The organism is Synechococcus sp. C9, from assembly GCF_022984075.1.
GTDB lineage: Bacteria > Cyanobacteriota > Cyanobacteriia > Gloeomargaritales > Gloeomargaritaceae > Gloeomargarita.
Map to the genome: position 1 here is coordinate 1,873,087 of NZ_JALAAD010000001.1, position 24,874 is coordinate 1,897,960.

Here is a 24,874-nt window from a genome sequence, read left to right on the forward strand (position 1 = left end):
TTGCTCCCATACCGAATTGATTTTATTTTAAGCATTTATTTTTGAGTAAAACATCACCACTAAAGCGGTAAATTAATTGGAAATTAGGTAGTAACCGAAGCATATCTCGCAGGCAAACCTGTCCTTCGTACAACTCCTCATTGGCATATTCCGTATAAAAATAACGGGTGTGCGCTAAAGCAGTCTTGCCGCCTTGAATCAGATCAATTTCTGCCCCCTGGACATCTGCCCAAATAAAATCAATGTGTTGAATTCCCGCCCTTTGCAACCAGGTGTCCAAGCGATGGGTAGGGACTTTGATTGTTTGCTCAAAGGTACACCAGGGAAATACTTCCAGATGTTTTTTGGGTTTTCTAATGGAGCTAGACATATCCCAGTGAGCAGGTATATGTTCCGATGGTCTGCTATCGCTCATAAAAAAATCAATTTCCCCATCTATTGCAGAAATCGCTATCTTTTCTAACACGACCCTGGGGTCAGTGCCTAATCTCTGCTGAAACTTCTCACACGCACGGGGATCAGGTTCAAAGGCATAGATTTTCGCCCTGGGAAAAAGTTCTAAAAACAGAGCCGTATGGCTCCCATCATTGGCCCCAACTTCCAAGATCACCGGGTCATCGTTACCTAATAATGTCACCAATTCGTCTAGGTCAAACGTCCCGCTGGTGATTGGGGTTAATTCGGGTCTGAAAATACTGGCAATTTTGAGTAAGTTTCTTTTGATGCTTTTCAAAACCTGCTTGATATAGGGAAAATGATTGAGCCAATTTTTTAAGGTCTTAACCAGCATGGGGTACCTCTATTTATTTACATGGCAAGCAGATCAAGATTATTTTATTTTGTGATCAGAAATGCAGACAATGCCTGCCCATAGGTGGCCTGGGCACAATTTCCCCATTGGTCAGGGGGAGAATTTTCCGCCCAATCATGCACCGCCATCACCATCTGGTCAATGCCCCGCCGGAGGTTCGCCGCCGGTTGTTCCGACAGGTTCACCACAATTGCAAATACCAATCGGGGACGATGGCGGGGTTGTAGATAACCCGATAGAGCCGCAACCCCCGCTAGGGTGCCGGTTTTCGCCTGTAGGTCAATGTCCGTCTGGGTAAACCGCCGACGTAGGGTGCCCGGCAGTCCCGGAACCGCCAAAGAATCAGCATAACTGGGATGGGCAACCGCCATGCCCTGCAAGAGCTGTACCAACGCCAGGGGTGTCACCCGGTTGTGGCGAGATAACCCGGAGCCGTCACTTTGGAGTACCCCGCCAGGGCTAACCCCCAGACCCGCCAACACGTTTTGTACCGCCTGAATCCCGGCGAAATCACTGGGAATCCGGGGATTGCTGACCGCCCCCAAATGCCGCAACAGGGCTTCCGCATACAAATTGTCACTGAGTTGATTGGTCTGGGTTATCAACTGCGCCACCGGCACCGATGCCACCGCCGCCACCTCCGTCCCCAAATTGGCTGGCAGTACCGTTCGTCGCAAGACCACTTTTTTGTTAGGAAAAAGCCGGGTCACTGTCTGCATAAGATACTGATCCGTATCCAAAATAGGCACAGTAAAACTCAGGGGTTGCGGGGTCACATCCCCCCGCAGATGCAACTGGGGTAACCCCGGCGGAATCCAAATGTTCACCGGCTGGGTGGGCGTGGTAGTACTGCGGGTGGTGTTGATAATTTGCCAGTAACGCCCCGCAATCGGGTCAGACCAGACAACCCGTGCCGGTTTGCCGGAAGTTTGTGCCACCAGCCGCACCTGACTCTCATTGCGATTCAAAATTAAATTATTCACCGGCACCATATCAGTAGTGAGAATATCCTGCCATTCCCATTGGTCATTAAAATTAGGGCCTTGAAAATAGCCGGTTTGAATCACAACGGTATCAAAAGTTTGCCGTTGACTGGGGGTAATTTTTTGCGCCAATTGTTGCAATTTAAGGGTTGTCAAAGTCGGGTCGCCCTGCCCCACCAAATGCAACTGCCGCCCCTGTTGATAAAATACGGTTCGCAGGCGATGTTCGCCCCCCAAACGGACAAAAGCCGCCGCCGTAGTCAGGAGTTTAGTAGTAGAAGCAGGTAGAAAGAACCGCTGGCTTTGGTGGTCATACAACGTGCGGGGTGGATTTTCCTGGGTCTGAATTAAAATTCCCCAATGCGCCTTTTGGTACTCCGGTTGCTGACGGATTTGATCCAATGTATTGGTTAAAGAGGTGCGACACAATTGTACGGGCGTGGGTGGATTAGCAAGAAACATCATGACTAGCTCAGCAGATATAGCAATCCTACTTGATTTACATTAGCTGGCGTGCCGTAGGCATACACAAAGTTTCCAGAACCAAAGACGGGGGCGATGCCCCTGCGAAACCCTGTTCCCAATTCATGTAGGATTACTATAGCCCATACATTGTACCAGTGATGATATACTCCACGTTGTGAAACTCTTGTGTAGCCTAAACAATAGTCTCTATCTTCCACGACGTAGCTCCTTTTGATACTCTCTAGCCTCCCTCCAGGGCACGGACTGATAGCCCTCAGAACGACTCTTATCCACTTGCCAATGCTAATAAACGCCCGGTGATAGAAAATATATGTAGAGAGGCAGGATACCAACCCTCGATTATCGGTACACCAAAGGTAATGTCAGGGGAGGTTCGGGTAAAAGGTGCTGAGAAAATGGCGGAGGAAGTGCTGTAGTGAGGGTTTACCTAGACACTAGCGTTTTTCACCGCCCATTTGATGACCAATCCCAAGCTAAAATCTTTTTAGAAACTCAGGCTATTATATTAATTTTTCAAGCCATTGAGAGTCGACAAATAGAACTTATCATTTCTGAGGTATTAGAATATGAAATCAGCCGTAATCCCAAACCAGAGCAAACCTTATTTGTCCTTACATATTTTCAGTTTGCCACTCACCACCAGACACTTACACTAGGGATTAGAGATCGTGCTAAAAAACTACAAGAAAGAGGAGTAAAAGAATTAGATGCCTTGCACATTGCCTGCGCTGAAGCCGCAAACTGTAACTATATGCTAACCTGTGATAAACGGCTCATCAACCGTTGTACGAGCTTGACCATTTCCGTTCTTAATCCAGTAAATTTTATTTTGGAGTTGGGCAATGAGGGTTAACTTAGCAGACGATCAACAAATCCTAGCAGAAGCTCTAAAAATTTTAGTCAAAGAAATGGAGCCTTGGAAAGTTGCCCGTTTTGTTGCTTATTTAGGCTTAGGAAGTGGCGACTATCTCCAAACTAAAGATAAACTATTTACAGGCGAAACGGTAGATAGTTTGTACGAAAAAATCCAAGCCTTCGCACAAAGAAAACAAAACAACGGTGAATAACACGGCGATTCACTTCTTACCCAAGCTGATGTCAGGGGAGATACGGGTAAAATCTGTAGAGAAAATGGCGGGGTCAATCGCTGTCTTTACAGTCACACTCATCATACGTCATAGAATCTAAGACTCCTAAAGCTTAACATCTAAAACTTTGTTGTTGGTGTGCTTTTTTCCTTGTCGTGTAGTAAGATATTGGGGTCTCCAGAATGCCCCTGCGAAGCCCTATTCCCTTCTCATTTGGTATTGCCATAGAGCCATTGCCCCTGAATGGTCATAAGGGTTTAGAGCAAACCGTACCCCGCCCTGATTCGGAACCGTATTTTTAGGGATGGTTATCTGGTTAACCGCTGACGCTGGGGGCAAACCGCTGTTGCAATTGGCTCAATCCCACCCGGTGACAAAAATCCCCAAACCGCTCACCCATGTACCGCTCTTGTTTGTAAAATGTAAACACTGGTTTCAGGGCTTGGGTTAAATTTTCTAAGGGCATTTTTTCCCAGAGCACCTGGGCGAGACGGTCCCCATTGGCACTGGCTCCCACCCACACCTGGTAATAGCCGGGCAAGGCACCCACCAAACCCAATTCCGCCAAGTAGGGACGGGCACAGCCATTGGGACAGCCGGTCATGCGGATAATCAAGGGGGTATCTGCCAAACCCACCTCGCCCCAGAGGGTTTCCACCTGCTGTACAAAATCCGGGAGTACCCGCTCGGATTCGGTGATGGCCAAACCACAGGTGGGCAGGGCAGGACACGCCATCGCCAAACGGGTGAAGGGGGACAGGTCATCCGGCAAGGGCACCCGATGCTGACGGAGTATGGCAGTGATTTTCTCCCGCCACTGGGGGTCAATGTCCCGGAGGATCACATCCTGGGTGGGGCTGAGTTGCAGGGGTAGGGCAAATTGCTCATTGATCAAGCGCAGGGCGGTTTTCAGTTGGCTGTCCTCGGTGTCCCGAATCCGCCCGTTGGGAATGGAAAGACCCAAAAATAACTTGCCGTCCCCCTGGGGTTGCCAGCCGAGGTAATTCAAGCCTGCGGGAAAGGGGGGAATTTTGTGCCAGGGTTTGAGTTTTTGCCCCGCATATTCTTGCACCACCTGGCGGAATTTACGAATGCCCCAATTGTGGACAAGATACTTCATGCGGGCTTGTTTGCGGTCCTGCCGGTTGCCGTGATCCCGTTGGACAGCCAGGATTGCCTGGATCACCGTTTCAATCTGTGCCGCCGGGACAAATCCCAAGGGTTGCCCCAACAAGGGGAACGTTTCTTCTTTGTTGTGGGTGCGCCCCATGCCCCCCCCGACCAGGATATTAAAGCCCCGCAATTCCCCCTTGGCATCGGTGATGACGATCAAGCCAATGTCCTGGGAATAAATGTCCACCGAATTGTCATCCGGGACGGTAATGGCGCATTTGAATTTGCGGGGCAGGTATTGGTTGCCATAGAGGGGTTCCACCGGGTCGTCCAAATGGATTTTGGGCAAAGGGTTTAGCGCCGGTAATGCCGGAATGTCCACCTCCTGGTCGTCAATCCACAACTCGTAATAACTGCGAGTGCGGGGCAACAGCAAATCCGATAACCGCTGGGCGTAGTCCTGGGCGTGGCGATAGCTGGGGCGGTTCAAAAAAGGTGCCGGGGGTGCCATCACATTCCGGTTAATATCCCCGCAGGTGGCGAGGGTCGTGCCCATGTTCCGCACAATTGCTTCAATCACGGTCTGCACATTCGCCTTGAGCACCCCGTGCATCTGAAAGGTTTGCCGGGTCGTCACCCGCAGGGTACCATTCCCATAAGCATCCGCTAGGGCATCTAGGGTGCGGTAGAGGGGTGCCGGGACGTAGCCCCCCGGTTGACGGGTGCGGAGCATCAAGGAAAAATCCCGCTCTAACCCCTGTTGGCGCAATTCCTGCCGTTTGTCCCGGTCATCCTGCTGGTAGGAGCCGTGAAATTTCAAAATCTGCACCGCCGCTTCGCTGAAATGGGTGGTGGGTTGGCGGGCTTCCGTGGCAAGGGGTTCCCGGAGATAATCGCTGGCAACCTTGACCGCCTCACTCCGGGGCAAACGCACCTGCGCTTCGGTGGGGGGAATGGAAGTCATTATGTCGCTAATTCCGGTCGGGTTTTGTTGGTTTCTCTAATGTATCATTTTTTTGTGGTCACACTCTTAAGGGAAGCTAAATGAATCCGGCTCAGTCAATCCAGACCCCGTATGGTGGTAAAACGAATGCCCCTACGGAGCAGATGATGTTCGCTGAAGTGATGCAAAAAGTACAGGCTTTAGATTTGGCGGTGCTCAACCAGGAATTAGAGGCGGCGCAACCCCGGGAAATTTTAGCCTGGGCGACCGAGACCCTGCCGGAGGGGTTGGTGCAAGCCAGTGCCTTTAATGTGGATGACATGGTGATTACCGACCTGCTTTACCGAGAATTTCGCCCCCGGCATCCGGTACCCGTTTTATTCCTCGACACCCTGCACCATTTCCCGGAAACGCTGGAGTTGGTCGCCCGCAGTACCCAGCACTACGATCTGAACCTAAAAATTTACCGGATCATGACGGTGGATTCCCGGAGCGCCTTTGCCCAACGCTACGGAGACAAACTCTGGGAAACGGATATTGAGCAGTTCCATTACCTGACTAAAATTGAACCCCTGCAACGGGGGCTGGCGGAGTTGGGGACGGTGGCGTGGATCACCGGGCGCAGGCGGGATCAGGCGCACACCCGCTCGGATATGCCCATTTTGGAGTGGGATAAACAGCAACGCTTGAAAATCAATCCCCTGGCTAACTGGACCCGTACCCAAAGCTGGCAGTACGTGATGGAGCATCAGGTGCCCTACAACCCCCTGCACGACCAGGGCTACGCCAGCATCGGCGATGAACCCCTGACCACCCCGGTCGCCGAAGGGGAGGATGAACGGGCAGGGCGCTGGCGGGGTACCGGCAAAACCGAGTGCGGCATCCACATTTAAGGAACCAACCCATCTGGCGAGTCCCCCATGCCCTATCTATAATGAACGGATATGGGATTAACCAGTTCTTAACCTTGGGGGGAGCGATGACACCAACGACCCTGGGACAGTGGTTGCATCCCCATCTCCGCCGGGCTTACCAGCGGTGGGGCAAGCAGGAGGCGGGGGTGCGCCGGGGGGATGACCCGGAGGCGATTCACCAGATGCGGGTGGCGCTACGGCGGATACGGGCGGCGATGACCGGGTTTGAGGCTGTTTTAGACCTGCCCCGGGTGACCCGCAAGGTGGGGATGATCAGCCGGGTCTTGGGGCAGGCGCGGGACGGGGATGTGATGTTAGCCCGTTTGGAGCAGGATTATCTGCCCGGATTGCCCCCTGAGGAACAGGCACCGCTCCGGGATTTTATCCGGGGTTTGCGGCGGCAACGGCAGGACGTGCAACGGGAGGTGGTCGCCCTGTTGAATTCCGCTACTTATCAGCGGGTCAAGGAAGCCTGGGGGAAATGGCTGGATCATCCCCGCTGGCAGTCCCTGGGGAATGCGTCGGTGGCGGGAACCGTACCGCACCTTTTGGCAATTGCCTGGGGGGAACTGGCACTGCATCCGGGCTGGCGGGTGACAACCCCGGAGGCTGATCCAGAATTGCTCCACGACCTACGCAAAGCCATCAAACGCACCCGTTACCTGTGGGAATTTGCCGACAACTCCCTGGATATTGGCTTGAGCGAACCGTTGGGCTTATTGCGGGAGGCGCAGGAGGTGCTGGGGCATCTGCAAGATGGATTTGTGCTGGCTTCCCAGATCGGCAATGCTTGTCCCACCCTACAGGAGCGTTTAACCCAACAGCGGGGGGAACACTGGCAGACCTGGCAAACCCTGCGGCGGCAACTCCAGAGCCGGGCAATCCAACAGCAGGTCTATCACACCCTGGGTGATTTGGGACTCAATGGGGCAGATCAAGTTCCCCCAAAGGACGAAATCGCTCATCCTGCTGTAATTCCTCTTGGATAATCTGCTCCAGGCGAGACTCGCTTACCCCCAGGACGTGGATGAGGTCAATCAGCAGGGTATTTTCTTCAATCAGCACAAACCCATCCGCCAGGGCAATCCGTACCGCCAACCGCATCGCTACTTCCGCCTGTTTGGTATCCGCTAATGCCCGACAGGCGGCTCCCCCCAGAGGTGCCATTCCCTCTTGTGCCAAAACCTGCAACGCCTTATGGATAGCCGCCTGCGCCGTCGCCACCGGCACCCCCTGCTGGACGAGAAATTCCACCAGTTGGTCTTCCTCCTCCGGGGCGGTATCCTCATCCGCCGTCATCATCAGCACACCCACGGCGGCAATCCCTTCCCACAGGCTCAGGCTCGCTGAGGAGGGAGTGGTAGGGTCAAATAGGGGTTTTCCCGTCACGGACTTGATGGGGTAGGTGTTCCTTTCTAGTAAATCAGAAATTGAGCTTATTTATAGCAGTCCTACTCGATTCACGAACAAACATTCTCCAGAACCAAGGACGGGGGCGGTGCCCCTGCGACCCCTATTCTATTGGGAACCTCTATCTATTTGAGCCAATCATCAATCCCATCGTGGGAATGCCCATATTACCCAGAACCAAGGGCGGGGGTGCCCCCCTGCGACCCCTATTCTATTCTCATTTAGGAGTGCTACATATTGAGGTGCCCTCTATCTTATTGGCATTACCAGCAGGTTATCACGCTGGAATCCCGATACTATCGAGAACCAAGCACGGAAGAACCCCTATTAGGGCGTGACTATACTGCTGATGTGGAGGGCATCACCCACCGTTGGATGGCAGAAGTCAGGGCAAATAGGGCTAAAGAAGCCGCCAGCAGTACCAGGGAAATGACCGTTGCCGCCGGATAGTTAAATTCCTCCAACTGTTGATACACATAAACCGTCGCCGCCAAAGTTTTGTAGGGGATATTCCCGGAAATGATCACAATCACCCCAAATTCCCCAATCCCCCGCGCCAAAGCCAGGGTAAACCCGGTCACCAAAGCGGGCACCACCGGCGGCAGAATCACCCGCCAAAAACACAGCCAATCCCCCGCCCCCAGGGTATGAGCCGCCTCCTCCACCTCCGGCTCCAACTCCAATAGCACCGGTTGCACCGTCCGCACCACAAATGGCAGGGTGACAAACAACTGCGCCAACACCACCGCCCCCACCGAAGCAGTGAAATTCAGGGGGATCACCCGCCCCAAAGGGGTGCCCTCGTCCCAAAATTGCCCCAACACCCCCCCCGCCCCGTACAAGGTCGCCAGGGTAATCGCCGCCACCACCGAGGGCATGGCAAAGGGTAAATCCACCAGACTATCCAACAGCCGCCGCCCCGGAAACCGATAGCGCACCAGCACCCACGCCAGGATAAACCCGAAGATTGTATTCAAGACCGCCGCCGTCAACGCCGTCCCAAAGGTCAACTGGTACGCCGCCAGAGCCATCGGGGCAGTAATCAACGACCAGACTTCCTGCCAGGGATATTGCAGTCCCGTCCCCACCAACGCCCCCAAGGGCAACAGCAACAAAAACCCCAGGTAGGTGAACATCACAGCGACCAACCAGGGGGAACGCCGCATCACCGCCCCTGCGCCGCCAACCGCTGTGCCTGGTCAAACAACGCCCCATCCGCAAACAACAGGGCATTCACCTTCCCCCAGCCCCCAAAATCGCCAATTTTATAGATGCGATTCACACTTTGAAAGTTTTTGGCAAACCGCTGGCGTACCTTCGGGTCAAAGGGGCGATACCCCGCCTCGGCGTAAAGTTCTTGACCTCTAGGAGTAAATAAAAACTGGGCAAATGCCTCCGCCACCTGACGGGTACCCCGTTTGTCCACCGTCCGGTCAATCACCGTCACCGGGAAATCCACCTGCACATTGGGAGAAGGAGCCACATAGGGATAATCCTGCGGGATGGATTCATTCAAAAACAGTACCTCATTTTCAAAATTGATCATCACATCCCCAAGGCGGTTTTTGACAAACTTATCCGTCGCATCCCGCCCGGAGTTTGCCAACACCTTCGTATTCCCCACCAACCGTTGCAGATACTCCTGCGCCTTCGCCTCCCCAAACCCCCTTTGCATGGCACCAAACCCCGCCATAATTCCCCAGCGGGCATTCCCTGCCGTTTTCGGATTAATCAACAACACCTCCACATCGGGACGGGTCAAATCGCTCCAGGTGCGGATATTTTTCGGGTTGCCGGGGCGGGTCACCAATACCATCACACTGGTCGCCGGAATCGCCTGGTTGGGTAACCGTTTATTCCAGTCCGCCCGCACAAAGCCCTTTTCCACCAGCGGGTCAATGTTGCTCTGGATATTCTGCGCCAAAATGTCCGCCTCCAAACCGCCCAAAATCGCCCGGGTTTGCGCCCCCGAAGCCCCATAGGACTCCTTAAACGTCACCCGTTGCCCCGTGCGGGCTTGCCACTGCTTCTGAAACTCCGGGATTAACTTAGCAAACACCGGTTTCGCCACCGCATAACTCACCAGGGTCAACTCCGTCGCCCGTTGCGCCCGAGCCAACCAACCCGGCAAAACCGCCATTGCCGCCCCCGCAACCATTGCCACGAATCCATAACCCCATTGTTGCGCACCCATTGTTAAACCTCCAAATCCGATAGGAATAGGGGTGATTGTAGCATGAAGGGGCAGGCATTGGATAATGGGGGCATGATTTGGCTGGTCATTGGGATTAATTTGGGTATCAGTTGGGGGTGTTGGCGGTTGGTCGGCATTCTCATCGGTTTGCGCAAGACGATGGTGGGGGTGACCCGTGCCATTGAGGGGGCGGATCGGGCGACCCATAACCTGTTGGCGGGGGCACCAGACGCAATTCTGCTAGGTCACACCGGCGCACGGTCACTAAGGCGGCACATCCCCGGTTTAGCCCAGTATCTCAGCAAAGTCCGGCAGGTGCTTACCGTAGCCCTGTGGTTACAACGGCAGTTAAAATTGCTTCAATCCAAAACCAGGGGCAACCGCCCCGCATAGCTGATGCCAATAGGGTTCACCCGAAACTGACAGGGCAACACCTCCACCCCCGCATTAACTGCTTGGCGCAACAACCGACCATACTCCGGGTCAGCCCGATCCCCAGGGGCAAAGTGGGTACAGTCTTCCCGCCCAATGAAATAAATAATCAACGCCCGACACGCTGGCACCAAACGCATCAATTCCCGCAGGTGTTTTTGCCCCCGCACCGTGACCGTATCGGGAAAAAGGGCTAAATTCCCCTGCACCCAAGTGGTATTTTTCACCTCGATATAAATCGGTCGTGCCCCCCCGGTCAAACAAAAATCAATCCGGCTCCCTTCCGTCCCATAGGTCACTTCCGGGGTAATGTGCTGATAATCCTGCACTTCGGGTAAACCGTGAACCGTTAATAATTCCCGCAGTACCGGGTTGGGGCGGGCGGTATTGATATTCACCCAGGTGGGGGTCGTGTCCTCCAGATGGATCAATTCCCAGGTGTAGGCTAATTTACGCTTGGGGTCGGGGTGATGGGACACCTGCACCGGGCGACCCGGAACCGCCACCCCCGTCATGGGTCCAGTATTCGCACAATGGGCTGTGACCACCTCCCCCGTATCCAAAAGAATATCCGCCAAAAAGCGTTTGTACCGTTTTTGTAATGTGCCTGGATGCAAGGGTGGGTAGGTGTAGAGGAGCATGGGGGGGGTAACATTTTCCTAAAAAAGCGGGGCAGTTTAATCGGAACCTGCCTGAAAAACCTGTGCCACCGTCAGCAGGAGTTCTGGAAAGGTGGGAGAAATCAGCCGCTCCTGTTCCCGAAACGCACTCACTTGATATTCGCCATCAATAAATTCATGAATAAATATGGTTGGTTGCTTCGGATTACCCAGGAAACGCCGTCCCCCCAACCCCAAATAATCCACCAACCAGTATTCCCGAATCCCCATCTCTTCGTAGTCTTTCACTTTAGTCAGATAATCAACCCGCCAATTATTACTCACCACTTCAATGATTAAGGGAATAGACGCTCCCAAGGTCACGGTGGAGGCTTTTGCCCAGAGCGGCTCATGGATTAAATTGGGACGATTTAACACTAAAACATCGGGTAAATAGGCAGATTCCGCATCGGGCTTTTTAACTAAAGCGTGTTTGGGTATTCGATAGGGCAAGTTCAAGCGCAGATACTCAGCCGTCACCTGCTCAGCGAGGAAGCTGGCAATATCCTCATGTTGACCTAAGGGTTGGGGCATCTCAATGGGTACTCCATCATACAATTCGTAGTGACTGCCATCGGGTTTCCATTCGATAAACTCGCTGAAGGTGAGCCGTTGAATTTCCGTTTTAAGTTGTTGCATCGGAAGACTTTGACCTAAGATAATGAATTTCGCACTTTAATTCCTATTTTACAAATATAGGGCACCTCTATTTATTGGCACCCCTCGAAGGTTATCTCGTTAGAATGCCCATGTTAATGGCTACGCTACGCAGGCTAATGGCTACGCCACGCAGGCTATCGAAAACCAAGGACGGGGGCAACGCCCCTGCGACCTATTTTTAGAAGTGCCCTATAGCAACATGATATGCCTTACGAATAAAAATTCCGCAGAACCAGAACGGGAGGCGGTGCCCTGCGACCCTTGGCTTTCTAAATCTTTCTAAGTACAGAATTTCTACTCACAATTTAGATGAGATGGCTATATTCCTCGGTATCTCTCCCACCGTAGGACAGCCCGCCTGCAAACCAGTATAATTATCACTGGTGTTTCTAAGGGTCATACACATGAAAGCTGTCAAAAATACCGTCCTGTCCGTTTTGGGTGGCGTATTGACCGTCGTGGGGGTGATTGCATTCATTTTACCCTTTGTTCCTGGCACCCCCTTGCTGTTGTTGGCGGCGGCTTGTTTTGGAGCCATTGAGTCCTAGGATAATTGACCGCATGGTTTGGGGGTGGTCACTGCTAAAGTTGCCGTTCTCTTTGCACCATTTGCAAATAGGACAACCAACCCCCTATCACCATTACTCCAGTAAATACGGCTAAATAACCCAAGTTTTCCCCAACCTCTTGCCAGGAATACCCCTGGATTGCCACCCCCAATAACCCCTGATTCATGTGATAAACCGGCGTATATTTCGCCACTGCTAAAAGATTTTCTGGAAATAGGGTGGTGGGCAAGAATGTCCCCCCAATGATCACAAACGGCAGACCGACAGCGGCGACCAATGCATTTACATCATCTGTACGTCTTGCTAATTGCGTACCCAAGATAAACCCCGCCCCCACATAGCCCGCTACGGTCAACGCAAACAACAGCAGACCCAACAGTACATTGCCGTGATACCTTGCCCCCAGGTAGGCTGCCACCCCTGCCACCAAAACCACCTGCGCCGTCGCTACGAGAATATAGGCGAGAAAAATTCCCAAAAAATAGGACAACCCGCTCATGGGTGAGAGAAATAACCGTTTCAGGGTGCCCTGCTCCCGTTCCGCCACGATGGTCGAAACCGTGCCCCCCACGCCACTGAAGAAAAAACCAGAACCCACTAAAGCAGCCACAGCCGCCTGCTCAAAGGCTTCCGGGATGGTCAAATCCGTGCGCCCGGTCAAGATCATGCCAATTAATAAAAGGATCGACACGGGGAAAAACCCCCAAAACGCCAAACTGCGCTGACGGCGGATCAATTCCGTGAGAATCCGCCGCGCCACCGCCCAGGTTTCCCGTCCCACCCGTTTTATCCCCATTTCTGAGGAATTGCACCGATTTCTTGACATTTCTTCATATTTTATGGCTAGATAGCAGAGGGAGTTTGCACCATCGGCACAGTACAATCCTAGTCTATGGTACTAACCACAACCCTGTGAGGAGTCCGTTCGTTCCTGATCATGAATCAAAATTTTGAACCCAACGGCCATTTCTCCCGCCGCCAGTTGCTCAAGCTGTTTGGGGTGGGAGGTGTGGGTGCCGCCATCGGCTATTCCCGTTTTGTGAAACCTGAACCGGCGGTATGGCAACCGGATACCCTGGCGTTACCCTGGCGTTTGGAAAAACCCATCCGGGTGACAGTGGTGGGGGGTGGTTTGGCGGGTTTGGCCTGTGCCTACGAACTCAGCCAACGGGGGTTTCAGGTCACCTTATTAGAACGGGCGCCACAATTGGGAGGAAAAATCGCCGGGTGGCCGATTGAGGTGAATGGGGTGTCCCTGCAAATGGAGCATGGGTTTCACGGTTTTTTTCCCCAGTATTATAATCTCAACCGTCTGGTGCAGGAATTGGATTGTGATGGGAATTTTGTCTCCCTAAATTCCTATGCGGTGGCCTACAAAAATGGCTATGCGGCGGAGGTTTTTCGTCCCAGCCATTCCGCGTTTCCCTGGAATATCGTGGATTTGGCGGTCGCTTCGGAGAATCGTTGGCGCTGGGGTCTGAATCTCACCAGTCCGGGGCATTGGGGTGTATTCCGGGAAATTACCGGCTTTGACCCGGTGCAGAGCTATCAACGGCTGGATCACCTGTCCGTGCTGGAATGGGTGGGCAATGATTTTCCCCAGGGTTTGTTTGATTTGTACTTTTTACCCTTTGCCAAATCCAGTTTGAATGCCCCGGATCGGCTGAGTGCCGGGGAATTGATGCAGTTTTTCCACTTTTATTTCTTTGGCAATCCCGAGGGGCTGGCCTTCCGGGGCACCCGCCAGGATATGCGCCGCTCCCTGGTGGAACCGATTGCCGCCAGCATCCGTGCCAATGGAGGGGTGGTACGCACGGGGGTCACGGTCACGGGCGTGGACTGGCAGGGGGGCAAAATCGCCGGGTTGGAGGTGCAAGCCGCCGGTCAGGGGAGTGCTGCGCCGTTTTGGGTGTCAGCCAATCCCGTGTTACCAAGGGGGTTCTATGGCGCCGGGGATGCGGTCTATCAAACCAAGGGGAACCAAGCCCTCTGCCTCACTTGTCCGCACCAGGGCTGTACGGTGCAAGTGCAAAGTAATGGCGGTTATCGCTGTCCCTGTCACGGGGCGGAATTTACGGCGCAGGGGGAGGTAGTCAAAGGCCCGGCCACCCGCAATTTGAGTACATTTACCATCCTTACCGAGTCTCCGGAGCGGGTGCAGTTGGTGGCGCAAAATATTGCCCATGAGGGACTTGAGCGGCTCGAATCCGAATACTATGTCCTGGCCGCTGATGTTCCCGGCGTGCAACAAATCATCCGTCTGAGTCGGGGGGAACCCAACCCGGAGGTGGTGGCACAAATTGAGGGTTTAACCGTGGCGGACCCGTTTGCTGTGGCTCGGTTCTGGTTTGACCGGGATTTTGAATGGCAGTACAGTGACTTTACTTCCCTGTCCGGTTATCGCTTGACGGATAGTATTACGTTGTACCACCGTATCCAGGACGATTACAAAGCCTGGGCCCAGGCCACCGGCGGCAGTGTGGTGGAGTTACACGCCTATTGTTACAAGGAAAAGGAATTTCCCAACCAGGAGGCTTTGCTGACTACGTTTGAACAGGAATTGTACGAGGTGGTACCGGCTTTGCGGGGGGCGACCATTTTGCATCGGGAGTTGGTCAACCAAAAGAATTTTTCCGGGTTTCCGCCCCACAGTTACGACCAGCGTCCCACCAGTGCCACAGCGGTACCTAATCTATTCCTGGCGGGGGATTGGGTGAAAATGCCCTTCCCCTGTGCGTTGATGGAGCGGGCGGTGAGCAGTGGTTTTTTGGCGGCCAACGAGATTATCAGCCAGGAAGGATTGCAACGCCGTCCCCTCTATTCCGTGCATCCCCGGGGGTTGTTGGCGACCTAGACATACCAAAACCCAATCAATAAAGGGCACCTCTATCTATTGCCACCACTGGCAGATTATTTCACTAAAATGCCCATATCATCGAGAACCAAGAACGGGGGCTACGCCCCTGCGACCCATTTTTAGAAGTGCCCTAAATCATATCCCTAAAAAATAATTGCTCTGAAATGCCCATCATTCCATAATGATTGAGAAATTGAGGATGAGGGATGGGGATTTGCCCCGGCGAACTATTTCTTTTAGAGGCGTTCTATGCACATTGGCATCGTGGGTTTGGGTTTAATTGGGGCTTCTTTGGCTTTGGATTGGCGGCGGGGGGGGCACAGGATTACGGGGGTCAGTCGCAGTGAAACAACGATTGCCATTGCTGGGAAACGGGGGGTGATTGACCAGGGTGGCACGGCGGTTTCCCTACTCGCTGGCTGTGATGTGGTGGTCTTGTGTGTGCCGTTGGATCGCTTGGTACCTATGGCGGCGGCGGTCTGTCCCCACCTGCAACCCGATGCTATCTTGACGGATGTGGGTTCGGTCAAAGCCCCGTTGGTAGAGGCGATTATCCCTTTGTGGTCGGGATTTATCGGGGGGCATCCGATGGCGGGAACGGCAGAGCAGGGCATTCAAGCCGCCCAGTCCCAACTTTTTCGCCAGCGTCCCTACGTGTTGACCCCTACCGCCCAAACCCAGCCCCAGCAGTTGGCGCAATTACAAACGTTGGTAGAGGAATTGGGTGCTCAGGTGTTGCTGTGTGACCCCCATGTCCATGACCGGGCGGTGGCGTGGATTTCTCACCTGCCGATTTGGGTCAGTGCCGCCCTATTGGGGGCTGTGCAGCAGGAATCCGACCCGGAAATTATTGCCCTCGCTCAACAATTAGCCAGTTCTGGTTGGCGGGATACCACCCGGGTGGGGGGCGGAAATCCTGAATTAGGGGTATGTTTGGCGCATTATAACCGGGAGCATCTCCTGCGGGGGTTATACCAGTACCGGCAGGAATTAAACCAGGTAATCGCCATGATCGAACAGCAGGACATGACCGCTCTGACCACCTATCTCCAAAAAAACCAACGGACACGAACCCAGTTTGAGGATAGGCATCAGACCCAAGAACAGGATAATAATCATATTTGAATTGCGGGAAGATTTTATCTTCAGAAAGTTCAATAGTCCTAGGGCGCTACCCCGCACTGGTTTTTAGTAATTTTAGTATTCATACAGACAGCAATTATAATTGCGTTTAGAACAAGGGTCGCAGGGCACCGCCCCGTACTGGTTTTTAGTAATTTTAGTATTCATACAGACAGCAATTATAATTGCGTTTAGAACAAGGGTCGCAGGGCATCGCCCCGTACTGGTTTTTAGTAATTTTAGTATTCATACAGACAGCAATTATAATTGCGTTTAGAACAAGGGTCGCAGGGCATCACCCCGTACTGGTATTTAGTAATTTTATTATTCCCATAGATCATCTAAGATTGCTGTAGAAAACAGAGTTGCGATAAGGGGTAACACAGATGGACGGTTTTTGGACGAATGTCGGTCGTTACATGAGCTATTTCGTCACCGTCATTTTGGGAGTATTGCTGACCCTAGCTCGGGGGCTGGGGCGGCTTTGGCAACGTCCGGTCACAGCGGTGGCAACCGTATCCCTCCTGGTGAGTGGCATTAGTCTATTGTACTTCACCCTCCTAGCCATGCTAGGGCAATAAAAGCGAAAGAGCCGGTCGCCCGACTCTTTTGCCCCTGTGGAATGCCGCTCCAGTCGACATCTATCTTTAGTTTCGGGGCAGAGCCACCTGTCCGCAGTGACGCATCCTAGGGGAGGCAAGTGCCCTGGATCACCAACCTTACCAAAACCAATCCATTGGACTGATTTCCGGCAACCGCTGACCCGCCTGCACCTCAACCACAATCGGCTGATGGTCTTGGCAACGAATATGCAAACCACAGGCGACCGCCGGGGAATAGTACGCCCGATAATTTCCATAGGTGGCATAAACTCGATAACGCCCAGGGGGCACCTGGAGTTGGTAGCCCACCCCATACTGGTACTGGCTTCCCTTCACTTGAGTTTCCGTACAATGGAGGTCTTTTGTTGTCACTTCTTCAGCACAAACCGTCAAGGGGGGGATATGATGCCCCGGATAGCTCAGGGAGCCTTCCAGCCGAGCCAAACCAGGGGGCAAATATTCCAAAGTGGCGGCGACTTTTTCCTCAGCCCAGGCGGGGTGAACCAAACCGAACAGGGCGAGACCAAGGGCAAAAACCGTTGCTTTCATGGGAGGGCGGGCAGGAACAGAACTGGTGTACCGATTGTTCCGACCGGGCTTATTTCTATTCTGGGCAAAATCCGATGGGAGGAAAGTGATGACCATCTCGGTGATCGAGTGACGTGGCTCACTTGGGGAGAGAAGGTTAGAATAATTATTACAATCATTAAAATTTTATCCTCCCAATTTATGGCACCCAATGTCCTCATGGTTGTGGATGGTTACAATGTCATTGGGGCGAAATGGGATGTCACCCAGGGAGATTGGGAGCAATGGCGGCAGGAATTGATCGAAGCCCTATGTAATTACAGTGCCTTGCATGATATCCTCACCCACATCATTTTTGATGCCCATCAACGCCGCCAACCGGAGACTTGGGAAGAGGTCACCGACCAAGTGCGGGTTTGTTACACCGGGTATGGGTTGACCGCTGATGCCTATATTGAGCGGTTTTGCGCCCGCCATCGGGGACGGGGACAACGGTTGATTGTGGTCACCTCCGACCGCCTGGAGTGGATGACCGCTACGGGTTATGGGGCGGAATGGCTATCCTCCTCGGCTCTGTGGCAAGCAATGGCACAACCCCCCCCACGCCAGACCATGCGGGCAACGGCGGGAAAAACCAGACGGGGCTTACCGGCGGCTATCCAAGACCGGCTAAGACAATGGCGCAATAAGCTATGATACGTCTGTGTATCCACTGAGTGGCATTATGATTGAGGTTCCTACTTGGCTGAAGCCAGTTTTACCTTTCTTTCATCCCTTGTTAATGTGGCTCTTGCTGGCTTTGAGTATTTACGCTTTGTACACGGGTATTCAGGTCATTCGGGTACGCACGGCGAAAGGGGAGGAAAAAAGTCGTCTCCTCAAAGGTAAGTTCCGGGAGGTACATTATCAAGTCGGTTCTGCATTGCTGGCTCTGATGGTGCTGGGCACTTTGGGGGGCATGGCGGTCACGTTTATTAACAATAAAAAGCTCTTTTTGGGTCCCCATTTGCTGGTGGGTTTAGCCATGACGGGTTTGATTGCCATTTCTGCATCCTTAGCTCCACTGATGCAACAGGGAAATCAATGGGCACGGGTCACCCATATTACGATCAATGGTATTGTGTTGGGGTTGTTTGGTTGGCAAGCAGTGACGGGGATGCAAATTGTCCAAAAGATTTTGGGTTCCACCTGAGGACTAGAAATTTTCCCAATCCTGTAGCTATCTCGATGAATAAATATGAGCAGAGTCGAGTTCTGTTGCTGTACCAATTCCACTCAATTGGTGAACAAATGTTCAGAAAAACCAAGTCCGGGGATGTCCTGTGATCTGGTGTCCCTAAATAAACCAGAAATAAACCTGCCTCTTGTCCGGGGTAAGCTAAAGGTTTATAGTTTTAGACAAATTGCTTAGGAATGTGATGACGCAGGAACAGGATGCAAACCAACCCCTCGCCCTGGGCATTTTAGGGTACGGGGGATTGGGGCAAGCGATGGCTCGTTTGGTGGCTCGGCGGCGGCAAGTGCAGTGGGTGGCGGTGGCTGACCGTAAGGGTTACGTTGTGCATCCCGACGGCTTAAACCCATCCCTATGTCAGCGGGTGTATCAGGAGCGGGGTTCCGTGGGCTATCTGGAGCCGGGGGGGGTTCTCAGTGAAACCAGCATTGCCGAGGTCATTGCCCAGCCTGGGGTGAATGCCTATTTCCTGGCGTTACCGAATCTCCCCAACACATTTATTGCCACAGTGGCACAGCAGTTTTTGGCGCAGGGCTGGCGGGGTGTGCTGGTGGATGCCATTAAACGCACCAGTGCGGTGGAACAATTGCTGGCGATGAAGTCATCCCTGGCGGCTGGGGGCATCACTTATCTCACGGGTTGTGGCGCGACTCCAGGCTTACTCACGGCGGCGGCGGCTTTAGCGGCTCACAGTTACGAGGAAATTCTCCAGGTGCAGGTGACCTTTGGGGTTGGGATCGCCAACTGGGAATCCTATCGGGCGACCATTCGGGAAGATATTGCCCATTTGCCCGGTTATGATGTCGCTAGAGCGCAGGCAATGACTGATGCAGAAATCGAGGAATTGTTGAACCGTACCGACGGCAAACTGTATTTAGAAAATATGGAACACGCTGACGATGTAATTTTGGAATTGGCAGGCATTTGTCCCCGGGAACGGGTCACGGTGGGGGGGGTCGTGGATACCCGCAATCCCCGCAAGCCTTTGAGTACCCATGTGCAAATTACGGGACGCACGTTTGAAGGGAAAATTGCTTGTCACACCTTTACCTTGGGGGATGAAACCAGCATGGCCGCTAATGTTTGTGGTCCAGCTTTAGGTTACATTCAAGCGGGTTGGCAGTTGCATCAACAGGGACATTATGGTCTATTTACCTGTGCGGAAGTGATGCCCCGCTGGGTGCATTAAATAAAGGTTCCCCCGACCCTGCCAATGGGTAGCGACTTAGTTATGGTCATTTGAGAAGAAAGCGGGACACTTTTGCAGTCCTGTTAACTACTTTGTGCCCTTTTGAAAAAGGATTTGAGAAGCAAGAGGAATGTTTCAAAGTTCTTGGAAATGACCACAGGGAAGCTCTATAGCAATCCTACTTGATTAACAAACAACAATTCTCCAGAACCAAGGACGGGGGCGGTGCCCCTGCGACCCTTGTTCTAAACTTACTTGGGATTGCTATGGGTGCGAATACCAAGATTACTAAAAACCAGTACGGGGGCGATGCCCCTGCGACCCCTGTTCCATTCTCATTTAGGACTGCTATATTTATTTGAACCAATCATAAATCTGATCATGGAAATGCCCATAAGGGCGGGGGTGCCCCATAGCCATCCAACTTGACCAGCGACCCCTATGTCATGCTCATTGAGGATTTTTAGGGCGGCAATCCTCATACTTAGTTATTACAGGTAATATTTAGGAATGGCTTGGTCATTGAGTTTTAAGGTGATCGGGATGACAGGATTTGAACCTGCGACCCTCTGCTCCCAAAGCAGATGCGCTACCAAGCTGCGCTACATCCCGCTGGATTTATCTTAACCTGCAGATGCTTGAGATTTAGTGAAGTTCCCCAACAATTTCCTCAACAGCCCCTAGGATGCAAGTGGAACTTGGAGGAATTGCTTATGTCTGCCTTGGTCACGACCACGATTGATAGCATTCGCGCTTGGGAAGTGTTGGATTCCCGCGGGCGGCCCACCCTTGCCGTGCAGGTGGATTTGGCGGATGGGGATGTGGGGATGGCGATGGTGCCTAGCGGTGCCTCCACCGGAACCTTTGAAGCCCACGAATTGCGGGATGGGGACCCCCAACGTTACGGGGGAGCGGGGGTGCTCAAGGCAGTGGCCAACGTGATGGAGACGATTGAACCGGAATTGCTGGATTTGGATGCTACGGATCAGCAGGGGATTGACCAGGCGCTGATTGACCTGGATGGCACCCCCAACAAGAGCAATCTGGGAGCCAACGCCATTCTGGGGGTTTCCATTGCCGTGGCCAAAGCGGCGGCCCGGGCCCTGGGTTTGCCCCTGTATCGGTATCTCGGTGGCCCCATGAGCAGTGTCCTGCCCGTGCCCATGATGAATGTCCTCAACGGGGGGGTTCACGCCGACAACAATGTGGACATCCAGGAATTTATGATCGTGCCGGTGGGGGCATCCAGCTTCCGGGAAGCCCTGCGGTGGGGGGCGGAGGTCTTTGCCACCTTGAAAAAGGTATTGAAGGAGAAAAAACTCAATACCAGTGTCGGGGATGAGGGCGGGTTTGCCCCGAATTTAGGTTCCAATCGGGAAGCCCTGGATTTACTGTTACAAGCGATTGAAACCGCAGGCTACAAACCCGGTGAACAAATTGCCTTTGCCCTGGATGTCGCCGCCAGTGAATTTTATCAAAATGGGCAATATACCTACGATGGACAGAGCCGTACCCCTCAGGAATTGATTACCTACCTGGCGGAATTGGCACAAAGTTACCCCATCGTTTCCATTGAAGATGGCTTAGCCGAAGATGATTGGGAGCATTGGCAAATTCACACCCAAAATCTGGGCCAAAAAATTCAACTGGTGGGGGATGATTTGTTCGTGACCAACCGGGTACGCCTGCAAAAAGGGATTGACCTGGGGGTCGCCAACGCCATTTTGATCAAACTCAACCAAATCGGCACGGTTACGGAAACCCTGCAAACCATCCATTTGGCCACCCGCCGGGGATACCGCTCCGTGATCAGCCATCGCTCCGGGGAAACGGAGGACACCACCATTGCCGACCTGGCCGTGGCAACCAATGCGGGGCAAATCAAAACCGGCTCCCTCTGCCGCAGTGAACGGGTGGCGAAATACAATCGCCTGCTCGAAATTGAAAACGAGTTGGGGGATACGGCGGTCTATGCCCCGCAAATGGGCTTGGGGCCGAAGTTTTTGGGTTAGTTAGGGTGATTTAACGAAACCCAATGGCCGCTTGCCAAACGAAGGCCAACAGCAGGAAAAAGACGGGAATCACCGGCAAAATGTCCACCAAGGGGTCAAAGATGGCGTAGGCTTCTGGGAGTTTGGCCAGGAGTAAGGTCAGTTCCATAGGGTCACAGCAACTCAGGTAATTTTTAGATTATCACCTTGGGGGGCGGTGATGCCAAAGGAACTAGGTGCGAATGGAGCCATCGGGCATTCGGGCACCGCTCAAGTCCACCCCCACCAGGGTTGCCCGTCCCAAATCCGCCTTGGTCAAATCCGCCCCGCTCAAGTCCGCTCCGGTCAGATTCACCTGGGTGAGGTTGGCGCCCACCAAATTGGCTCCTTCGAGGCAAGCCCCACTGAAATTGGCCTGACTCAGGTTGGCCCCGGCCAGGTCTGCCCCCTGGAAACAGGCCCCGACAAAGACGGCATTATTCAGGGTCGCCCCGCTGATGGTTTCCCGGCGGATATTTCCGGCGGCATTCAGGATAATCCCCCGCAAATCCGCCCGCACCAACGTCACCCGGGTCATACAGGCACGGGTCAGGTTGGCTTCCGTCAGGTTCACGCCGCTGAGGTTGGCCTCGCTCAACAGCACCCGGGTCATGCTCGCCTGGGATAAATTGGCTTCCTTGAGGTTGCAACCGGTCAAATCCGCCCCGCTCAAGTCCGCCCCCTGGAGGTTAATGCTACGGAGGTTGGCACCCCGGAGGTTGACCCGGCTGAGGTTGCACCCCTCCAAAATCGGCGCATTCAGGGTGGCTTCACTCAAATCCGCCCCGCTCAGGTTCGCCCCGCTCAGGTTCGCCCAACTCAAATCCGCCCCGCTGAGATTGGCACCGCTCAGGTTGGCATCCCGCAAATCCGCCTGGATCAGTTTTACCTTGGTGCAATTACTCAAGCTCAAATCTGCCCCCCGCAGACAGGTGCCGCTGGCATTGCTCCAGACCAGTCCACACCCCTGGAGGTTGATCCCGGTCAAATCCAGGTGAATCAAAACCGCTTCGCTCAGGTTGAGCCGGCCAAAGTCCCGCTTGCCGTTTTGGTAATGCCGCAACAACTCGTCCGGCTCGATCAGTCCCATCTCTAGCATGGTCATCGGTGGGAGCAATGGCTCACATCCATCACCCTAGCAGATTCCCAGGCGAATATCTGTCCCCCCCAAGCAAAGCCGTTCCCCAGGGTGAAATGATAGACCTGTATCGTAATATTAAGTTTTTTGATAAAGTTCCAAGGGATAAATTTATGTTTATCTTTTGTCTATTTTCGGGCGGTGAAAATACGGATTTGTATCTTAATATTAATTTCTTCATAAAATTTTAAGGTTAAAGTCTGTATTTATTTTGTAATTCAAGTTTTTAAGATAAAGTGCTAGTATCAGGCGGGTTTAGGGGATTTGATGCTTGGCATTGCCCAGGAGTTGCCCCAGGATTCCGTGAGCCTGCGGGGGCGGTTTTTACGGGGATTCGTTGATTTTGCGGTGGTCAGGGGGTTGCACCTTCGGTAGATTAAGTTTACTCAGTAAAGTCTGTAGTTTTATAACCAATTAGCAACCAAGATTAAGGAGCCGACCGATGATGCACCAAGAACCGCTACTCAAGGGTCTGATGTGGGCCAAGCAAAAGCAGGAAACCGGCTGTTTTGTCTTCAGTTTGGGGGAACACCGCTGGCGATTTTATTTATTTATGGGGCGGTTGGTGTATGCCACGGGGGGGGTGCATCCGGTGCGGCGGTGGCGGCGGTTGTCTGCCCAGCATTGGCCGGGGTACAGCCCCAAACCCCAACGGGTACCGGCGGAATTGCCCTGGGAGTATGGCTTGGTGGCGCAGGGGTTGGCGCAGGGGGAATTGACCAAGGAGCAGGTGCAAACTTTTGTGCAAGATTGGTCAAACGCTACCCTATTGGAATGTTTGATGACCTGGGGGCGGCAAGCGACCCTTTCCCCGCAGATGCAGTGGCAGGCGGGGCAGGAACTCCCCCAGCGGTGGATGCTGGTGCAGGTGGATTATTGGTGGCAGACGGCTTTGGGGCAACTGCGGCAGTGGCAGACTTTGGTGCCGGTGGGGCTGGAACAGGTGCCGGTGATTGACCGCCATGGCAAGTTGAAAAATTTAGTTTCTCCCGCCGCCTATCAGCATTTGACCCAGGTTTTGGACGGCAAGTCCACGTTTTGGGAAATTGCCCAGCGGGTGGGTCGCCCGGTGGAACAGGTGGTGGCTTCCCTGCGGACGTTTATTGAGGAAGGGGTGGTGATTCTGCAGGAGGTGCCCGATTTACCCGCCCCCGTGATGCAGGTGGTGGCTAAGCCGGTGGTGGCTCAACGCCCGGTGATTGCCTGTATTGACGACAGCCCGGTGGTGGGGCAAGCCCTGCGGCATATCCTGGAACCGGTGGGGTATGAGGTGCTGAGCATTACCGACCCCCTGCGGTCTGTGTCTTTGCTGTTACAAAAGAAACCGGTGTTAATTTTTCTGGATTTGGTGATGCCGGAAACCAACGGCTATGAAGTGTGTACCTTTTTGCGTAAGAGTGCGGCGTTTCAGTCCACCCCGATTGTGATTCTCACGGGGCAGGGGGGGGTGATTGACCGGGTGCGGGCCAAACTGTGCGGTGCCAATGACTTTATGGCTAAACCCCCGGTGGCGGAGCGGGTTTTAGAGGTGGTGCAAACCCTCATCCCGGCGGCCACTCCAGCCACTGCTCCCTCCCTGGCAACAGCCTGTTAGGACCAGAGGCGGTTTTCCAAGTCCCGCACCTGCCGTTCCAGGCGGTCAATCCGGCCCCGCAATTCATCCACTTCGGTTTGGCTGGCCAGCCCCAATTCCCGCAGGATGTCCCGCATTTGGCGGCGGGCTTGGACTTCCCAGGCACCTGTTTGCCCCAGCCGCCCCACCAGGTCATTGATCAAAGCGGTGGCCTGTTCCGGGCGCAGGCGGCCATTTTGCACCCACTCATCCCCCACTTCCCGTACCTTATCCACCACCAGGGCCGTGGTGCCGATGCCGAGAAGCAGTAATTGCCGCAGGAGATTGTCCTGTTCCATA

27 protein-coding genes and 1 tRNA gene are annotated in these 24,874 nt (G+C 53.5%); 14 read left to right on the forward strand and 14 right to left on the reverse strand.

From position 1 onward, the window contains the following. Positions 1-22: 22 nt before the first annotated feature. A complete protein-coding gene (locus tag MLD66_RS09170) occupies positions 23-790 on the reverse strand; it encodes an FkbM family methyltransferase (RefSeq protein WP_247217166.1) in 768 nt (255 codons plus the stop codon). Positions 791-834: 44 nt separating this feature from the next. Beyond that, positions 835-2,259 (reverse strand): D-alanyl-D-alanine carboxypeptidase/D-alanyl-D-alanine-endopeptidase, encoded by a 1,425-nt coding sequence (gene dacB / locus MLD66_RS09175; protein WP_247217167.1) that lies wholly within the window; start codon positions 2,257-2,259, stop codon positions 835-837. A gap of 436 nt (positions 2,260-2,695) precedes the next feature. Between dacB and MLD66_RS09180 the strand changes: the two genes are divergently transcribed. Together MLD66_RS09180 and MLD66_RS09185 are read left to right on the forward strand one after the other, a co-directional pair. Continuing rightward, positions 2,696-3,133 (forward strand): PIN domain-containing protein, encoded by a 438-nt coding sequence (locus tag MLD66_RS09180; RefSeq protein ID WP_247217168.1) that lies wholly within the window; start codon positions 2,696-2,698, stop codon positions 3,131-3,133. Continuing rightward, positions 3,123-3,347 (forward strand): hypothetical protein, encoded by a 225-nt coding sequence (locus MLD66_RS09185; protein WP_247217170.1) that lies wholly within the window; start codon positions 3,123-3,125, stop codon positions 3,345-3,347. The genes MLD66_RS09180 and MLD66_RS09185 overlap by 11 nt, the downstream gene beginning before the upstream one ends. A 337-nt stretch (positions 3,348-3,684) precedes the next feature. Here the strand turns inward: MLD66_RS09185 and MLD66_RS09190 are convergent, their stop codons facing one another. Further along, positions 3,685-5,445, reverse strand: a complete 1,761-nt coding sequence (locus MLD66_RS09190) for an NADPH-dependent assimilatory sulfite reductase hemoprotein subunit (protein WP_247217172.1) — start codon at positions 5,443-5,445, stop codon at positions 3,685-3,687. 143 nt (positions 5,446-5,588) lie between these two features. On the opposite strand from MLD66_RS09190, the gene cysH reads away from it, so the two are divergent. Together cysH and MLD66_RS09200 are read left to right on the forward strand one after the other, a co-directional pair. After that, the gene (cysH, locus tag MLD66_RS09195) at positions 5,589-6,317 is read left to right on the forward strand and encodes a phosphoadenosine phosphosulfate reductase (protein WP_247217174.1); all 729 of its coding nucleotides are present in this window, start codon (positions 5,589-5,591) and stop codon (positions 6,315-6,317) included. 86 nt (positions 6,318-6,403) lie between these two features. Further along, positions 6,404-7,327, forward strand: coding sequence for a CHAD domain-containing protein (locus tag MLD66_RS09200; RefSeq protein WP_247217176.1), 924 nt, complete (start codon positions 6,404-6,406; stop codon positions 7,325-7,327). On the opposite strand, the gene MLD66_RS09205 is transcribed toward MLD66_RS09200, so the two are convergent. The 3 genes from MLD66_RS09205 to MLD66_RS09215 form a co-directional block, all read right to left on the reverse strand. Then, a complete protein-coding gene (locus MLD66_RS09205) occupies positions 7,260-7,727 on the reverse strand; it encodes a tellurite resistance TerB family protein (RefSeq protein ID WP_247217178.1) in 468 nt (155 codons plus the stop codon). The genes MLD66_RS09200 and MLD66_RS09205 overlap by 68 nt on opposite strands. A gap of 359 nt (positions 7,728-8,086) precedes the next feature. Further along, positions 8,087-8,914, reverse strand: coding sequence for a sulfate ABC transporter permease subunit CysT (gene cysT, locus MLD66_RS09210; protein WP_247217180.1), 828 nt, complete (start codon positions 8,912-8,914; stop codon positions 8,087-8,089). Beyond that, a complete protein-coding gene (locus MLD66_RS09215) occupies positions 8,914-9,906 on the reverse strand; it encodes a sulfate ABC transporter substrate-binding protein (protein ID WP_247219048.1) in 993 nt (330 codons plus the stop codon). The genes cysT and MLD66_RS09215 overlap by 1 nt, the downstream gene beginning before the upstream one ends. 78 nt (positions 9,907-9,984) lie before the next feature. Between MLD66_RS09215 and MLD66_RS09220 the strand changes: the two genes are divergently transcribed. Continuing rightward, positions 9,985-10,335 (forward strand): hypothetical protein, encoded by a 351-nt coding sequence (locus MLD66_RS09220; protein ID WP_247217182.1) that lies wholly within the window; start codon positions 9,985-9,987, stop codon positions 10,333-10,335. On the opposite strand, the gene sfsA is transcribed toward MLD66_RS09220, so the two are convergent. Together sfsA and MLD66_RS09230 are read right to left on the reverse strand one after the other, a co-directional pair. Then, a complete protein-coding gene (sfsA, locus tag MLD66_RS09225) occupies positions 10,302-11,015 on the reverse strand; it encodes a DNA/RNA nuclease SfsA (protein ID WP_247217184.1) in 714 nt (237 codons plus the stop codon). The two genes, MLD66_RS09220 and sfsA, sit on opposite strands and share 34 nt — an antisense overlap. 36 nt (positions 11,016-11,051) lie before the next feature. Beyond that, a complete protein-coding gene (locus MLD66_RS09230; protein ID WP_247217186.1) occupies positions 11,052-11,672 on the reverse strand; it encodes a Uma2 family endonuclease in 621 nt (206 codons plus the stop codon). A gap of 425 nt (positions 11,673-12,097) precedes the next feature. Between MLD66_RS09230 and MLD66_RS09235 the strand changes: the two genes are divergently transcribed. Then, positions 12,098-12,241, forward strand: a complete 144-nt coding sequence (locus tag MLD66_RS09235) for a YbaN family protein (protein WP_247217187.1) — start codon at positions 12,098-12,100, stop codon at positions 12,239-12,241. Positions 12,242-12,275: 34 nt separating this feature from the next. On the opposite strand, the gene MLD66_RS09240 is transcribed toward MLD66_RS09235, so the two are convergent. Beyond that, positions 12,276-13,058 carry an ABC transporter permease gene (locus MLD66_RS09240; RefSeq protein WP_247217190.1) on the reverse strand — a complete coding sequence of 261 codons (783 nt, stop codon included), beginning with the start codon at positions 13,056-13,058 and terminating at the stop codon, positions 12,276-12,278. A gap of 141 nt (positions 13,059-13,199) precedes the next feature. Between MLD66_RS09240 and MLD66_RS09245 the strand changes: the two genes are divergently transcribed. The 3 genes from MLD66_RS09245 to MLD66_RS09255 all read left to right on the forward strand — a co-directional run bounded on the left by MLD66_RS09245 (position 13,200) and on the right by MLD66_RS09255 (position 16,822). Next, positions 13,200-15,116, forward strand: a complete 1,917-nt coding sequence (locus MLD66_RS09245) for an FAD-dependent oxidoreductase (RefSeq protein WP_247217192.1) — start codon at positions 13,200-13,202, stop codon at positions 15,114-15,116. A 252-nt stretch (positions 15,117-15,368) separates the two neighbouring features. Next, positions 15,369-16,244: a prephenate/arogenate dehydrogenase gene (locus MLD66_RS09250; protein ID WP_247217193.1), complete on the forward strand. Its 876-nt coding sequence runs from the start codon at positions 15,369-15,371 to the stop codon at positions 16,242-16,244. Between the two features lie 383 nt (positions 16,245-16,627). Further along, positions 16,628-16,822 (forward strand): DUF751 family protein, encoded by a 195-nt coding sequence (locus tag MLD66_RS09255; RefSeq protein ID WP_247217195.1) that lies wholly within the window; start codon positions 16,628-16,630, stop codon positions 16,820-16,822. Between the two features lie 138 nt (positions 16,823-16,960). On the opposite strand, the gene MLD66_RS09260 is transcribed toward MLD66_RS09255, so the two are convergent. After that, complete coding sequence (locus MLD66_RS09260; protein ID WP_247217197.1) at positions 16,961-17,392, reverse strand: hypothetical protein; 432 nt, start codon at positions 17,390-17,392, stop codon at positions 16,961-16,963. 180 nt (positions 17,393-17,572) lie between these two features. Here MLD66_RS09260 and MLD66_RS09265 point away from each other — a divergent pair, with 180 nt between their 5' ends. The 3 genes from MLD66_RS09265 to MLD66_RS09275 all read left to right on the forward strand — a co-directional run bounded on the left by MLD66_RS09265 (position 17,573) and on the right by MLD66_RS09275 (position 19,794). Next, positions 17,573-18,067 (forward strand): NYN domain-containing protein, encoded by a 495-nt coding sequence (locus MLD66_RS09265; RefSeq protein WP_247217199.1) that lies wholly within the window; start codon positions 17,573-17,575, stop codon positions 18,065-18,067. Positions 18,068-18,095: 28 nt separating this feature from the next. Next, the gene (locus MLD66_RS09270) at positions 18,096-18,563 is read left to right on the forward strand and encodes a DUF4079 domain-containing protein (RefSeq protein WP_247217201.1); all 468 of its coding nucleotides are present in this window, start codon (positions 18,096-18,098) and stop codon (positions 18,561-18,563) included. A gap of 226 nt (positions 18,564-18,789) precedes the next feature. Further along, on the forward strand, positions 18,790-19,794 hold the full coding sequence (locus MLD66_RS09275) for a saccharopine dehydrogenase-like oxidoreductase (RefSeq protein ID WP_247217203.1): 1,005 nt from the start codon (positions 18,790-18,792) through the stop codon (positions 19,792-19,794). Positions 19,795-20,332: 538 nt separating this feature from the next. On the opposite strand, the gene MLD66_RS09280 is transcribed toward MLD66_RS09275, so the two are convergent. Continuing rightward, a tRNA-Pro gene (locus MLD66_RS09280) sits at positions 20,333-20,406 on the reverse strand. Positions 20,407-20,507: 101 nt separating this feature from the next. Here MLD66_RS09280 and eno point away from each other — a divergent pair. After that, positions 20,508-21,806 (forward strand): phosphopyruvate hydratase, encoded by a 1,299-nt coding sequence (eno, locus tag MLD66_RS09285; RefSeq protein ID WP_247217205.1) that lies wholly within the window; start codon positions 20,508-20,510, stop codon positions 21,804-21,806. A gap of 10 nt (positions 21,807-21,816) precedes the next feature. On the opposite strand, the gene MLD66_RS09290 is transcribed toward eno, so the two are convergent. Continuing rightward, positions 21,817-21,954: a photosystem II reaction center protein K gene (locus MLD66_RS09290; RefSeq protein ID WP_247217207.1), complete on the reverse strand. Its 138-nt coding sequence runs from the start codon at positions 21,952-21,954 to the stop codon at positions 21,817-21,819. Positions 21,955-22,017: 63 nt separating this feature from the next. Then, a complete protein-coding gene (locus MLD66_RS09295) occupies positions 22,018-22,929 on the reverse strand; it encodes a pentapeptide repeat-containing protein (protein WP_247217209.1) in 912 nt (303 codons plus the stop codon). A 475-nt stretch (positions 22,930-23,404) separates the two neighbouring features. Between MLD66_RS09295 and MLD66_RS09300 the strand changes: the two genes are divergently transcribed. Continuing rightward, positions 23,405-24,556: a response regulator gene (locus MLD66_RS09300; protein ID WP_247217211.1), complete on the forward strand. Its 1,152-nt coding sequence runs from the start codon at positions 23,405-23,407 to the stop codon at positions 24,554-24,556. Here MLD66_RS09300 and MLD66_RS09305 read toward each other — a convergent pair. Further along, complete coding sequence (locus MLD66_RS09305; RefSeq protein WP_247217213.1) at positions 24,553-24,873, reverse strand: phasin family protein; 321 nt, start codon at positions 24,871-24,873, stop codon at positions 24,553-24,555. The genes MLD66_RS09300 and MLD66_RS09305 overlap by 4 nt on opposite strands. Position 24,874: the final 1 nt, after the last annotated feature.

Bases quoted from the DNA above. Each gene is read 5' to 3' on its own strand.
- dacB (WP_247217167.1), bottom strand. From the start codon at position 2,259: ATGATGTTTCTTGCTAATCCACCCACGCCCGTACAATTGTGTCGCACC.
- MLD66_RS09290 (WP_247217207.1), bottom strand. From the start codon at position 21,954: ATGGAACTGACCTTACTCCTGGCCAAACTCCCAGAAGCCTACGCCATC.
- MLD66_RS09230 (WP_247217186.1), bottom strand. From the start codon at position 11,672: ATGCAACAACTTAAAACGGAAATTCAACGGCTCACCTTCAGCGAGTTT.
- MLD66_RS09185 (WP_247217170.1), top strand. From the start codon at position 3,123: ATGAGGGTTAACTTAGCAGACGATCAACAAATCCTAGCAGAAGCTCTA.
- MLD66_RS09200 (WP_247217176.1), top strand. From the start codon at position 6,404: ATGACACCAACGACCCTGGGACAGTGGTTGCATCCCCATCTCCGCCGG.
- MLD66_RS09235 (WP_247217187.1), top strand. From the start codon at position 12,098: ATGAAAGCTGTCAAAAATACCGTCCTGTCCGTTTTGGGTGGCGTATTG.
- MLD66_RS09300 (WP_247217211.1), top strand. From the start codon at position 23,405: ATGATGCACCAAGAACCGCTACTCAAGGGTCTGATGTGGGCCAAGCAA.
- MLD66_RS09260 (WP_247217197.1), bottom strand. From the start codon at position 17,392: ATGAAAGCAACGGTTTTTGCCCTTGGTCTCGCCCTGTTCGGTTTGGTT.
- eno (WP_247217205.1), top strand. From the start codon at position 20,508: ATGTCTGCCTTGGTCACGACCACGATTGATAGCATTCGCGCTTGGGAA.
- MLD66_RS09275 (WP_247217203.1), top strand. From the start codon at position 18,790: ATGACGCAGGAACAGGATGCAAACCAACCCCTCGCCCTGGGCATTTTA.
- MLD66_RS09255 (WP_247217195.1), top strand. From the start codon at position 16,628: ATGGACGGTTTTTGGACGAATGTCGGTCGTTACATGAGCTATTTCGTC.
- MLD66_RS09170 (WP_247217166.1), bottom strand. From the start codon at position 790: ATGCTGGTTAAGACCTTAAAAAATTGGCTCAATCATTTTCCCTATATC.
- MLD66_RS09240 (WP_247217190.1), bottom strand. From the start codon at position 13,058: ATGGGGATAAAACGGGTGGGACGGGAAACCTGGGCGGTGGCGCGGCGG.
- MLD66_RS09305 (WP_247217213.1), bottom strand. From the start codon at position 24,873: ATGGAACAGGACAATCTCCTGCGGCAATTACTGCTTCTCGGCATCGGC.
- sfsA (WP_247217184.1), bottom strand. From the start codon at position 11,015: ATGCTCCTCTACACCTACCCACCCTTGCATCCAGGCACATTACAAAAA.
- MLD66_RS09220 (WP_247217182.1), top strand. From the start codon at position 9,985: ATGAAGGGGCAGGCATTGGATAATGGGGGCATGATTTGGCTGGTCATT.
- MLD66_RS09265 (WP_247217199.1), top strand. From the start codon at position 17,573: ATGGCACCCAATGTCCTCATGGTTGTGGATGGTTACAATGTCATTGGG.
- MLD66_RS09215 (WP_247219048.1), bottom strand. From the start codon at position 9,906: ATGGTTGCGGGGGCGGCAATGGCGGTTTTGCCGGGTTGGTTGGCTCGG.
- MLD66_RS09295 (WP_247217209.1), bottom strand. From the start codon at position 22,929: ATGACCATGCTAGAGATGGGACTGATCGAGCCGGACGAGTTGTTGCGG.
- cysT (WP_247217180.1), bottom strand. From the start codon at position 8,914: ATGCGGCGTTCCCCCTGGTTGGTCGCTGTGATGTTCACCTACCTGGGG.
- MLD66_RS09250 (WP_247217193.1), top strand. From the start codon at position 15,369: ATGCACATTGGCATCGTGGGTTTGGGTTTAATTGGGGCTTCTTTGGCT.
- MLD66_RS09245 (WP_247217192.1), top strand. From the start codon at position 13,200: ATGAATCAAAATTTTGAACCCAACGGCCATTTCTCCCGCCGCCAGTTG.
- cysH (WP_247217174.1), top strand. From the start codon at position 5,589: ATGATGTTCGCTGAAGTGATGCAAAAAGTACAGGCTTTAGATTTGGCG.
- MLD66_RS09270 (WP_247217201.1), top strand. From the start codon at position 18,096: ATGATTGAGGTTCCTACTTGGCTGAAGCCAGTTTTACCTTTCTTTCAT.
- MLD66_RS09190 (WP_247217172.1), bottom strand. From the start codon at position 5,445: ATGACTTCCATTCCCCCCACCGAAGCGCAGGTGCGTTTGCCCCGGAGT.